Below are 11,901 nucleotides of genomic sequence, written 5' to 3'. Positions count from 1 at the left end.
ATGATACCCACAGCATAGTCTAAATCCGCACACACGGAAGATTATCCATTTATTAACAACCGGTCAATTTGGCCATAATATTTGTTGTATGCAGTTTAACAGCATCCGATCCAGGATTATACTACTCTTTGGGTCTGTCGTTTTTATGGTGATAGCAGCTATCAGCCTCACCTTTTATTTAACCATTAGCCGCACGCTAACAGAAGACATACGCGAGCAGCAGTTGCACGCCTTTTTGGAAGCATCACAAAGTGATTTGCGCGCCGAATTTGAAAAAGCCATTGAAACATCACTAGCGCTGGCGGCAGATCCAACACTCAACAATTGGTTTACAAATCGTGAGGCCAATGACGAATTAAAAGAAATGAATTTATCGAAGCTGGATCAGATGGTCACAGACCTCGACTACGAGATTGCTTTTGCCGCCAGCGCTCTAACCAACAATTTTTATACTAACGGCTTCATCCTAGCTGATGAACTCAATCAGGATGAGGAGGATGATAGCTGGTTTTATAACTTTATTAAAAGTGGACAACAGCTGGAAGCTAATCTTGATTTTAATGCCCAACTCAATAAAACAGCCCTTTTTATCAACGTGCTCATGGGCGACATCAACAATCCACTTGGGGCCGCCGGTGTAGGTATTAACATCGACGAACTGGCACAGATACTAACAAGTCGTAAGTTTAGCCAAGGAGCCGACTTATGGGTCATTGACGGTAAGGGTCAGGTTAAAATAGCCCAGCACAATGCCGACACTAACCAGTCGTTGGAGGCCATCATTGGAACGGGTGCACAAAAAATTATTAATGACGACAACACCGGTCTGATTAGCGAATATACCCTGAAGGATGCCAATCATGAGCTGGCCTATATGAACATTGGCAACACCGGTCATAAAATAGTAATGGCCGTGCCTACCGCTGAGCTGGTAAGCATGCTCCACCCCATCCGTAACTTCTCGGTGGTGATCGGCAGCATCTTTCTGGCATTGGCCCTAGCCCTGGCCTATTTTATTGCCAACTCACTGGCACGCCCCATTCTACAGATCAACAAAGTGGCCAATGCACTGGCACAAGGTCAGCTTAAGGTAGATATTGATGCTACTTTGAGTGCCCGTCACGATGAGATCGGTCAACTGGCCAGCACCTTTGAAACCATGATTGAACGCATTGGCAGTGTTATCGCCCAGGCTAAACTCACTGCGCAGCTCATCACCAATGGTGGAGCCAAGCTAACCGATTCAGCCAACGAGCTGTCATCTCGTTCTATGCAACAGGCCTCATCCACAGAAGAGGTATCGGCCTCCATGGAAGAGATGGGTGCCAACATCAGTCAGAACGCTGATAATTCGAAGCAGACAGAGCAAATTATGTCACAAGCCTTTAAGGACACCTCCAATGGAAGCGACATTGTGAAGCAAGCTGTGGAAGGCATCAAAACCATTGCCGAGAAAGTTCAAATCATTGATGAAATAGCCATGCAGACCAATATACTCTCGCTGAATGCTGCAGTAGAAGCTGCTCGTGCCGGGGAGCAGGGACGAGGATTTGCAGTGGTAGCCGCCGAAGTACGCAAGCTGGCCGAGCGCAGCCGTCAGTCGGCCAACGACATCAGTGAGAAAGCTCAGATGGGTGTAGACACCGCCATTAAGGCCGGCAGCATCTTCGAAAGCCTGGTCCCCGATATCCAGAAGGCCTATAACCTGGTAGCTGAAATATCGGCCGCCTCCCTGGAACAGAACGAAGGATCCAAACAGATTAACAATGCCATTCTGGAACTGGACGGGGTGTCGCAAGGCAATGCGGATGCGGCCGACAACATCTCGGAGCTCACCGAGTCCTTCTTCCGTGAGGTGCAAAAACTCAATGAAGTAATCAGTTTCTTCAAGGTGGAAGAGTAAGCTATGGTGAAACACTGAAAACTCCAAGATAAAACGGGCTGCGTCAAAAATGATGCAGCCCGTTATTTTATTACCATGAATTACTCCAATTCAATAACTACCCTAAAAATCGCACTGCCTAATGTTCTATGGGGTAACCATTCCTTCGCCAACTCATGAGGCCACCTTTGAGGACATACAGATGTTGATAACCCAAACTGTCGAGTATTGCTGCTGCCGCGCCGGTACGGATATCCTTTTCACAATAAAGAAAAATAGTATCGTTCGTAGGCACTATATTTACCAACTGCAATAAATCTTTTTTTTCCGGCGCTGGCAAAGCCCCTTTTATCCGATAATCCCTATACTTCTCGGCAGGGCGCACATCCACAAGCAAAGCCTTTGGATGCTGCTGCATCAGTGAATAAAAACGCCTTGCATTAATCCTGTCAGGACTTTGGGCCTTTACGGTCATCACCCAAAACATAACCATCATCACCCAAACCCATCCATTCTTCATCACACTCATTTCCTACTATAGTTTACATATCCACCTGCTCAAGTCGTGGCTCAATTTCTTGTTGAAAAGCATTAATCAGCTTAATACGGGCATCTTTAAGCGCATACTCGAAATTTCCAGGCCGCATGCCCCTTATGCCATTCAGCTGATCCGTAAAAATCTCAGTCTGTGCCTTTACATCTTTAATACCAATACTTAAATCGGCAAATACGGTATAAACAGCATATCCTTGCCCTTTGCGCTCATCGCCGGCAACAAAGTTGGTATTGATCGTCACTTCAAAATCCGCCTCCTCCTGATTGCTAGTAAAAGTAAAAAAGTTCTCATTCAGCTCAGTCTTTAACATGCCGCTAAACACGCCCTTCTGATCCATTGCTCCAAAAACAGTTTCCGTACTCAATAGGTAGGCTTTCGATTTCATCACTTCGATGCTGATACCCACAGTGGGCATTTGCTTCTGCGGAAAGAAAACACTAAGCAAGTGCCTTACTTCTGGATCGCTTTCAGCATTAACCACCGTACTAAAATCAAGAGCCACAGTAATTTCCTGCATCTTGCGCTTAGAAAGCAGGCGGGTAACAGACACTGCCGTATAACCACTGGCATCGGTTTGATGTTGCAAGGATAATAGCCCCTCTCCTTTGGAGAATGCGGCGTTAAGCGGCAGCCCCGTCAAGGCATGCCGGCTACCATTGGTATCGCGCAAATAAGCGTGTAAACCAATGGGAACAGTTAGTTTCTGCGAAAAACGAATCTGGTAACGGGGTTGAACCGGCACCAATTCAATACGGCGCAACACATCCTGTATAGTGCTAAAAAGTGCAGTTCCCACATTATAAGTACCATCAACTGTTTTATGGTTCAGGTCTTCCTCCAGGTGATTACGAAGACTGATTACCCCTTTGGCCAGATAGTTTAAAGCCGAATAAGCATCGTTTCCAGAAAGTGCCTTCCGGGCATCCGATAAATAGGCACTCGCCATCATCTTGGCTCTGTCCAGCTTCATCTGACGCGCGCGTGCATACTTTTCTTTCGATAGGCGTGTCATTACCCAGTACTCTTTTCGATTTTCCCAGGTCAACACCTCGTAACCCTCCAGGGTTTGCTGCACCGATGCCTGTACCTTAGACTCATAGGCCTCCTTATAATCCGCGTCACTCTCCAGCTTGTGCAACACTGAATTGGAGGAGATACTTACTTTTATCTCGCTGCTCATCTGTTTTAGGGCTGCATCACGGGCTACCTGACGGTAGGAGACCGCCGATCCGCTTTTTGCCACGGTGGCCAGTCCGATATAATAAGCCGGGTCGTTGGGTCTTTGCTTCACCCAGGCCGGCTTTCTTTTAGCTAAAGCCCCAAGGGGAAATATAAAAAGTGCCACAAGGGCCAGCAGTGTAAGTTTAGATTGTTTCATCATCATGGTTTTCGGCTTGTGTTGTTAATATTTGGTCGATGGCGCTAAATACCAGATCAGGCTCGTAACCACGCGACTGTGCGAAACGCAGCAGCGCTGCTTTGGTTTGCCAAACATCTTTATTTTTAATGTGCCGCCTTTTACTTTGCAATAACTCTGCCAGCTTTACGGCATAGTCCGCCTCATTAAGCTGCATTAAAGCCTCATCAATAAGCGAGTTATCTATTCCTTTAGCCCGCAAATGATAGCGTATTTTAATGCGTCCCCATCCGTTAAAAATGAATTTATCACGTACGTAATACCCGGCAAAACGCTCATCATCAATAAACTTTTCATCCACCAGCCAGCGCAAGCCGTTTTCCACCTCTTCATCACTTAATTCCCAACCCTGCAACTTACTGCGTATGTCACCGCTACAATACTCCTTACGCGAGCACAGGGCTGCCGCCTTATTGATGGCCTGACGATAATCCATTGAATCCCTCTTTTAGCCTTGGAACACCAAGACTATTTTACATATATCGATTTAATATTCATAAATTCCTTCATCCCGTAATGAGAGAGCTCACGCCCGTAGCCGCTTTCATTAACACCCCCGAAGGGCAGACGCGGATCAGAACGCACAAAATCATTGACAAAGCCACAACCTACTTCCAGCTCTTCCTCAGCAATGCGTCGTCCCCGTTCAATATCGCGGGTAAAAACCGCAGCGCCAAGGCCAAAGGCCGTATCATTGGCTATGCGAATGGCATCGTCCTCATCGGCAGCACGTATCAGGGCAGCTACGGGCCCAAACAATTCTTCGTGATATGCAGGCATACCAGGCCGCACCTCGCCCAACACCGTGGCGGGATAATAGGCTCCGTCGCCCTCTGGCAGAACACCACCCACCAGTAGCTGAGCACCCTTATCAAGGCTGTTTTCTACCTGCATGTGAATATCTTCGCGAAATTTAAAACGCGACAAAGGCCCCATGTTGCAACGGCCATCGAAGGGGTCGCCATAGGTAATGGCTTGCATCTTCTCGGTGAAAAGAGCTGCAAACTCGTCATAAATTTTATCAACAGCAATGAACCGTTTCGCCCCAATGCAACTCTGACCAGCATTAAGAATGCGACCTGCCACACATGCCTCCACGGCACTTGGCAAATCAGCATCTTCTAATATTAGATAAGGATCGCTGCCCCCCAGCTCCAATACACATTTTTTTAGGTATTTACCAGCCGCAGCAGCAACTGCCCTGCCTGCAGGTGTACTGCCGGTAAGGGTTACCGCTTTAACGCGGCGATCGGCAATAAGGGTCTCCACCCGACTGCTTCTAACGAGTAAGGCTTTAAAAACATCAGCGGGAAACCCGGCTTCCTGAAATACCTGTTCAATGGCCAGGGCACATCCCGGCACGTTAGATGCATGTTTGAGCAAACATACATTACCAGCCATGAGGGCAGGCGCCGCAAAGCGAAAAACCTGCCAAAAAGGGAAATTCCAGGGCATAATAGCGAGTACGGGTCCCAAAGGACGCATGGCGGCATACGAAAGTTGAGCCTCCGTTTCAATCATCTCCGGTTTCAGAAATTCAGCACCCCGATCGGCATAGTAATCGCACACCCCGGCACATTTGGCAATCTCAGCACGCGCCTCAACAATGCATTTACCCATCTCCACTGTAATATTAAAGGCCAGCCCCTCCTGCTTATCGCGCAAAATGCCGGCAGCTGCCTTTAAAAGTCGGCTGCGCTCATCCAATGGAACATTTCGCCATTGCTGAAAGGCACGATCACTATCGCCTACTGCCTTATCAATATCTCCACTATGAAATTCCTCATAGGATCGAATGACCTCACCCGTGGCCGGGTTTATACTTTTCAAAAACATGATACTCGTTATTAAGTAAGTTGCTTAAAAGTACAGCGAAAAATACGAACCAAAAAATCGGGCCCATACTTTTTAACGGAGGAGATGGATGAGAGAAAGCGTGAACGAAGTAACCAACAGACGGGCTATCGAGGCTAATCATTCGTAAACAGTGGAATAGCGACCCTTGCTAAGGTACAGGATCGTGACCATGGCCACCCCAGGGATGACAGCTCAGGATGCGCTTAAGTGCCAGGTAAAGCCCTTTGAAGGGTCCATGCTTCTTGAGGGCTTCTATGGTGTACTGCGAGCAGGTGGGTGTATATCGACATGATGCCCCCAGAACAGGCGATATAAACCACTGATAGAGTTTAACAGGCAGTAACAGCTGCGCCACTAACAAGGAACGCATGCCATTGATTACGGCCTTCAATAAACCACTGACGCTGTTATTTCTCATGGTCGGCGGTTTCTTGTTGCAGCTTCTTTAGAGCTTTCTTCATGCCTTTTTCCACGGCTTTATAATCGAGCATCTCACTTGGCAGATAAATAAAGGCGACGGCCAGCCCTTTACCGGAGGCCTCCACCTGATCAGCCAGAGCATGTTTATTCAAACGATAGGCCTCGCGCGATAAACGCTTAAGACGATTGCGCTTAACAGCCCTTTTAAAACGCCTTTTGGATACGCTCACCAGCATCTGAAGCACTGCCTTGTCTGCATCACTCTCCAGGGACAAATAAGTGACTCTGAAAGGATATTTCACAAACGATTGTCCCTGATCAAACAGCGTTTGAATAAGCGTTCGGCTACATAGCCGCTCTTGCTTCTTTAGCGTGCATCGTTGTGTCATTGTGTAATAGATAAAAAATCCTCTTCGCCAGTGGCAAAGAGGATTAGCCAGCCTACGGCCGTATCTTTTATTTTCCTTTGTTATACTTCTTGATGTATTGCTCCAAGGCCATGGTCATTGACGGAGCCTGGGGCATGGGTGCCTGAATATCCAGACGCAGTCCTGCATCCTTTACAGCTTTAGCAGTGGCCGGTCCAAAAGAAGCAATCTTAGTGTCGTTCTGCACAAAATCGGGGAAGTTCTGCATTAATGAAGCAATTCCCGAAGGGCTAAAAAATACCAACACATCATAATTCACATCTTTCAGATCGCTCAAGTCGCTGCTGACTGTACGATAAAGAATAGCTTTTGAATACTTCACCTTAGTCTTGTTTAACAAGGTAGGTATTTCCTGCTTATGAATATCTGACAAAGGCACAAGGAAAGTCTCATCTTTGTGCTTTTTAACAACATCCGCCAAATCAGCAAACTTACCGGTGGAATGAAAGATCTTACGCTTCCGGTAAACAATGTACTTCTGCAGATAGAAGGCAGTGGCTTCTGAGATACAGAAATATTTCATGGAGTCGGGAACGGCAATGCGCATTTCTTCAGCAATGCGAAAGAAGTGATCAATGGCCGTACGACTTGTGAAGATCACCGCCGTGTGATCAAGGATACTCACCTTTTGCTGCCTGAACTCTTTTGCTGGTACCGCTTCTACCTGAATAAAAGGTCTAAAGTCAATCTTCAGATTGCTTTTTTCAGCCAAATCAAAGTAGGGGGATTTGGGTGTTGAGGGTTTGGGCTGTGAAACCAGGATTCTTTTAATCTTCAATGTTTTTCAATTTAAATTCAACTAAACCTTTACCTCATTTACTATTCCCTAGTATATCATTACCTTAATTAGTATTGACAAGGGTAAAATTTCTAGGGCACAAAAGTACAAAAACATATAAAATATTGAAAGCGGGCTGTGTAAAATTATTTTTGCACCCCGAAGCAATTGGATAATGTACATCACAATAAATAGTGCTAAACCACCTTTGAGCAGCATTGTGGCCGACACCACATCCATAAAGGGTACTACACTAACAATGGGCAGGCACACTACGCCAAACACACGACTTAACATATTGGCATTAAACAAATACTCTTTAGTTGCCGGCTGTACATCAAAGACAGCGGCTACAAAGTAGTAAAGCGTATTTTTAGCAAAAAAATATCCCATAACGCCGGCATTAACCAGCAGAAAGAATAAGAATGAACTGAGACGTTCGGGCTGCCTGCCTCCCAGCATGGCAAATTCAAACACTAACAGGGCAGTCGTTAAAAAGAACAGCACCGTCAGTGCCCATGCCGGTTTCTCATTCTGCATATTAAAGCTTGAAAACAGGCGTGTAGCAGACTGCTGATAACGAACCGATGAAAACAATTCGTTAAGATACTTACCCGCCCATAACTTTGTGAAGCCTGCAATAAGCAAGGCCAGCAAAATAAAGCCCGACAGCCAGTCTTTGGACCCTTCAAAAGGTGTGGCTTGTCGGATCGTTACAGGAGCCGGAACGCTGATGCTGCGATACGATTCGCGTGGTAACTCGGCGGCCGGTTTGACCGGTACATCAGCTTGTTTAGGTGTAACTAATACCTGAGACTCTGGTGCGGGAGATGCAAACGTAACTTGCTCCGCCTTATCATTAGCTGTTGCAGCCTTTAGGTTGAAGAAAACAGAATCCTGGGAGGTCCAATGGCGATATTGCGGTTTTATCACACGCGGAGATTGCACAAAACGGGGCTTTACGGCCTCCATCGGCTTGATAGCCGTCCGCAGCTGCGTACTTGTAGCCAGGCTATCATGCTTAAGCCCTTGCTCCAATTGCACTGTCTGCTGATCCTGATATGTGTATGTGTTTTCCCGCATGAATTGCATTTGCACAAAAGTAATTAAAAAAGTGAAGTCGCCCCTAGCACCTAAAACACGTACTTACTTAACAGCTGCAAACTCGAGGGCTGTAGAACTCCATTCCGGCAGGTTTTTCAGTGCCTCACAAACAGCATCGGGCGTATCCACCACATGCAGTAAATTGCCATGCTCGGGACGCATAAAATTCTCATCAATCATCTTCTGCAACATATCAAGTAAAGGGTTGAAGAATCCTTTGGTATTTACCAAGATGATGGGATGCGTTATTTGCCCCAGCTTTTTTGCCGACAGCACTTCAAACAACTCTTCCAAGGTACCCACTCCGCCTGCCAGAACCACTACCGCATCGCTCTCGCTCACCAGCATCTTTTTACGTTCTGCCATATCCTGCACGTGCAGCATATCTTTAACTTCTTTGTGCTCCCATTCAACTTCTACCATAAAATGCGGTATAATGCCTTTAACCTTTCCGCCAAGTGCCAGCGCACGATCGGCCAGTGCACCCATTAAACCCAGGCCGCCACCGCCATATACAACACCTAAACCGGCTTTTACAAGAGCTTCCGCCAAGCCTTCGGCAGCATCGAAATAGCAGGTATCCACTTTAGGGCTTGAAGCACAAAATACACTTACATTTTTCATACAGAAATTATTTTATTCAATCTTACTATTTATTTACATACAGTCATCAGGCTGAATCACCTGTGCACCATAATGCGGCACCCAACAAAACGATATCTTTCAACAAGCTTTGACCAAACTTAGACAAATCGGGGAAACCATAGGGTGGTTGCCACACATAAGAAGAGGTAAAAAGAGCCGATACACTTACGATTAAAAGCACGCAAGCCACCACTCCCCCCCAGAACGATACTTTTCGAGCCACCGGCTTAAGCGCCAGCATCACGCCAACAGTCATTTGTGTGTAGGCTATTATCAACGAAAAGGTATAGGAGGTAATGTATTTGAGCATCCAGCTGAACAAAGAAGATTGCTTTAGCAATTCTTTGAGATAATCAGCCTCCATGTTTTTCAGCTTCATCAGACCTAACCAAATAAAAGCAATGGCCAGTCCATAGCGAAAAATAAAATGTCCGACTTTTTTCAAACTCTGTGAAAGCATAAAGTATTGATTAGAAAATTGAGATCCCCGTTTTGGTGGTGAGCAACTCCAGCGCCTTAGTGCCCGCCTTGGAGTTTCCATGCTTATCCAATCCCGGGCTCCACACGCACACTGACAGCAAGCCCGGTATGATGGCGGCAATACCACCTCCTACGCCACTCTTACCCGGCATGCCCACACGAAATGCAAAATCGCCGGCTGCGTCATAGGTGCCACAGGTTAATAGCAAAGCGTTCAATCGTTTGGCCTGACTCGCTGTAAGATACTGCTTCCCATTTAAGGGATGTGTACCATGGTTGGCCAAAAACAAAAAGGCGCGGGCCACATCCTCACAAGTCATTGAGATGGCACATTGTCCGAAATATAGATCGAGAACCTCTTCCACCTCCGACTCAATATTGCCATAGCTCTTCATAAAATGGGCCAGCGCAGCATTACGATGCCCGTAGGCCTTCTCGGAACGAAACATGGCATGATCAATATAGATGTTTTTATTGCCGGCCAGCCCCCGCACAAAATCGATTGTATCATTAATGGCATCCAGGGTATTACTCACCACACAATCGGCCACTACAATGGCTCCCGCATTGATAAAGGGATTGCGTGGCTTGCCGTTTTCGTGCTCCAGCTGGATCAGTGAGTTAAAGGGATTGCCCGAAGGCTCCCTTCCTACCCGTTCCCACAAGGACTCCTTCAGCCTTGCAAAAGCTTTGGTAAGGCTAAATACCTTTGAAATACTTTGTATAGAAAATTTGGTGTGCGCATCGCCCGTATGAAATATACGACCATCCAGCAGACATACCGACATACCAAATCGCCCGGCATCTACCGTTCCCAATTCAGGAATATAATCCGCTACCGTCCCTCTTGCCAAAAGAGGTTTTACTTCCTGGGCGATAGATTCAATTACCGCCTGCCAATCGGTTGTATCTGCCGTAGTTATCTGCATGCCATCCTCCTATTTTTTAAAAGGCAAATGATATTCAATGGTATAGGTAAAACCCAGGTTCATGCTCCTGTCGCGACGACCAAAACCAGGTATTGAATAGGGCTCGAGTCCATCGTCTGCCCCCACATTAATAATGGATCGAAGACGTACCGTCCATCCCAGATAAAAATTCTTAAGCACCTCCGAACGAAGACCGAATACAAACTCGGCCCAGTGAGAGTTGACAGTTGAAGAACCGAAGGAACCCTCGTAATCACCCCAATATTCTTCGCTTATGGTATAACGCGGACAACTATGCTCCTGCACGGCCATGGCATAACGAACCCCCACGAGTATATTGTCGTTATTACCCAGCTCCTGCACTTTAAACACGTTATAGTCTATACCGGCACGGATGAAACTACCATCAGACTGGTAGTCCATCTTTTCACTGCTGTAATCAACATTCTCGTAACCCAACTCGGCTGCCACCTGCCATTTTCTATTAATCGCATAACGGGCAGTAGCCTCCACACCGAAGCGCTCATCGGCAAAGAAATGTGTGATAAAGGGAGCCAGATCGATGCCCACCGAAAGGCCGGGTTTGCCCTTATTAATAGCCGCCTGCTCAGCTCCGGAAGTTACACCCTCTTCCTTTTGTGCCTCCACAATGCTACCCAGTAAAACAAGACTAAGGCTCAATATATATTTTAACATTTTCAAGATTTTCGTTATAAACAACCGAAGGATAACTAATAACAACCGAATCGATCAGGTTGAAACTGTGAATCACCGTGTCTAGCGTCAGGTTATAGGTAAATCCACAGTCGCCGGAAATATATTCCCTCTCACGCTGATAAATGAACAAAAGCGTATCAGACACATCGCTGGCCACGGTCTTCTCGCGAAAGATCAGGGTAGTACTGTCACGGTTAATATCTGTTGGCATAAACATCGCACTCAACCTAACACTATCAATGGCCAGTGCTTTATCCTCCTGGGTCCGATCATCATAACCCCACAAGTAAACACCACTGAGGGTAGTATCGCGCTCCTGCCCCGAAGCAGCAGAGTACAAACCTACCTGTATGGCACTCTGGCCCGATAAACACAAGCTACTCTCATCGCAGGAGCAAAACAGGATAAGTAATAGGCTCAAGGGCACCCATATTTTTTGAATCATCACAAAATAATTTATCTTCATCATACGCAGCTGCCTTTGCAAACACATTGACAGAAAACTACCCTCACTTAATCGAACCACTTCATAGAAAGGGTGTTTGTTAATATGAGAGGCATTGCTGCAAAAATAACAGGAAGGAAGCAGAAAGCGACTACATTTCCAAAAAAATTATTTATTTAACAAAGAACACGATAGTGTACGCAAACGAACAGACGCTTGTCCATTATCGTACACACCTCACTC

General features: G+C 46.4%; 14 protein-coding genes. 1 reads left to right on the top strand and 13 read right to left on the bottom strand.

The genetic code is table 11. The features are described 5' to 3' along the window. Positions 1-88 precede the first annotated feature (88 nt). A complete protein-coding gene (locus ACRD7A_RS09830) occupies positions 89-1,903 on the top strand; it encodes a methyl-accepting chemotaxis protein (RefSeq protein WP_430811678.1) in 1,815 nt (604 codons plus the stop codon). A gap of 118 nt (positions 1,904-2,021) precedes the next feature. On the opposite strand, the gene ACRD7A_RS09825 is transcribed toward ACRD7A_RS09830, so the two are convergent. The 13 genes from ACRD7A_RS09825 to ACRD7A_RS09765 form a co-directional block, all read right to left on the bottom strand. Continuing rightward, positions 2,022-2,411 carry a rhodanese-like domain-containing protein gene (locus ACRD7A_RS09825; RefSeq protein WP_430811677.1) on the bottom strand — a complete coding sequence of 130 codons (390 nt, stop codon included), beginning with the start codon at positions 2,409-2,411 and terminating at the stop codon, positions 2,022-2,024. Between the two features lie 13 nt (positions 2,412-2,424). Then, on the bottom strand, positions 2,425-3,822 hold the full coding sequence (locus ACRD7A_RS09820; RefSeq protein WP_430811676.1) for an LPP20 family lipoprotein: 1,398 nt from the start codon (positions 3,820-3,822) through the stop codon (positions 2,425-2,427). After that, on the bottom strand, positions 3,803-4,291 hold the full coding sequence (locus ACRD7A_RS09815) for a regulatory protein RecX (protein WP_430811675.1): 489 nt from the start codon (positions 4,289-4,291) through the stop codon (positions 3,803-3,805). The genes ACRD7A_RS09820 and ACRD7A_RS09815 overlap by 20 nt, the downstream gene beginning before the upstream one ends. Positions 4,292-4,323: 32 nt before the next feature. Next, positions 4,324-5,691: an NAD-dependent succinate-semialdehyde dehydrogenase gene (locus tag ACRD7A_RS09810; protein WP_430811674.1), complete on the bottom strand. Its 1,368-nt coding sequence runs from the start codon at positions 5,689-5,691 to the stop codon at positions 4,324-4,326. Positions 5,692-5,860: 169 nt separating this feature from the next. After that, positions 5,861-6,130, bottom strand: a complete 270-nt coding sequence (yidD, locus tag ACRD7A_RS09805) for a membrane protein insertion efficiency factor YidD (protein ID WP_430811673.1) — start codon at positions 6,128-6,130, stop codon at positions 5,861-5,863. Further along, complete coding sequence (gene rnpA / locus ACRD7A_RS09800; protein ID WP_430811672.1) at positions 6,120-6,521, bottom strand: ribonuclease P protein component; 402 nt, start codon at positions 6,519-6,521, stop codon at positions 6,120-6,122. The genes yidD and rnpA overlap by 11 nt, the downstream gene beginning before the upstream one ends. A 67-nt stretch (positions 6,522-6,588) precedes the next feature. Further along, positions 6,589-7,338, bottom strand: a complete 750-nt coding sequence (locus ACRD7A_RS09795; protein ID WP_430811671.1) for a uroporphyrinogen-III synthase — start codon at positions 7,336-7,338, stop codon at positions 6,589-6,591. A gap of 48 nt (positions 7,339-7,386) precedes the next feature. Further along, the gene (locus ACRD7A_RS09790) at positions 7,387-8,421 is read right to left on the bottom strand and encodes a DUF4271 domain-containing protein (protein WP_430811670.1); all 1,035 of its coding nucleotides are present in this window, start codon (positions 8,419-8,421) and stop codon (positions 7,387-7,389) included. 63 nt (positions 8,422-8,484) lie between these two features. Next, positions 8,485-9,066, bottom strand: coding sequence for an LOG family protein (locus tag ACRD7A_RS09785; RefSeq protein ID WP_430811669.1), 582 nt, complete (start codon positions 9,064-9,066; stop codon positions 8,485-8,487). Positions 9,067-9,112: 46 nt separating this feature from the next. Beyond that, a complete protein-coding gene (locus ACRD7A_RS09780; protein ID WP_430811668.1) occupies positions 9,113-9,547 on the bottom strand; it encodes a DUF417 family protein in 435 nt (144 codons plus the stop codon). Between the two features lie 10 nt (positions 9,548-9,557). Continuing rightward, positions 9,558-10,496, bottom strand: a complete 939-nt coding sequence (locus ACRD7A_RS09775; RefSeq protein ID WP_430811667.1) for a glutaminase — start codon at positions 10,494-10,496, stop codon at positions 9,558-9,560. 9 nt (positions 10,497-10,505) lie between these two features. After that, complete coding sequence (locus tag ACRD7A_RS09770; protein ID WP_430811666.1) at positions 10,506-11,192, bottom strand: DUF6048 family protein; 687 nt, start codon at positions 11,190-11,192, stop codon at positions 10,506-10,508. After that, positions 11,167-11,682 carry a DUF6452 family protein gene (locus ACRD7A_RS09765; RefSeq protein WP_430811665.1) on the bottom strand — a complete coding sequence of 172 codons (516 nt, stop codon included), beginning with the start codon at positions 11,680-11,682 and terminating at the stop codon, positions 11,167-11,169. Before ACRD7A_RS09765 ends, ACRD7A_RS09770 begins: the two co-directional genes overlap by 26 nt. Positions 11,683-11,901 lie beyond the last annotated feature (219 nt).

Source organism: Carboxylicivirga longa, from assembly GCF_050589825.1.
GTDB lineage: Bacteria > Bacteroidota > Bacteroidia > Bacteroidales > Marinilabiliaceae > Carboxylicivirga > Carboxylicivirga longa.
This window is presented reverse-complemented; position numbering and strand designations above follow the sequence as displayed.